General features: G+C 39.5%; 1 rRNA gene. It reads left to right on the forward strand.

The window, feature by feature from the left end:
* A 23S ribosomal RNA gene (locus GSQ79_RS08235) occupies positions 1-215 on the forward strand; the annotation flags it as partial.

The raw sequence follows: 215 nt of genomic DNA on the forward strand, positions 1-215 counted from the left end.
TCAGCAAGTTAACATTAGATGCGAGAAAATTTCGTAGTTAAACCAAACGTTAAAATAACGCTAAGTGTCTAAAGTTAGACCCGAAGCCTGGTGATTTTACCATGGTCAGGACTATAAAGGTCCGAACGGGTGATTGTAGCAAAAATCTCCGAAGAACCGTGGTAGGTATAGTGAAAGACAATACTGACTAGGATAGCTGGTTTTCTACGAAACAT

This window comes from Beijerinckia sp. L45, from assembly GCF_009765775.1.
In the GTDB taxonomy this organism is placed as follows: Bacteria; Pseudomonadota; Alphaproteobacteria; order Rhizobiales; family Beijerinckiaceae; genus RH-AL1.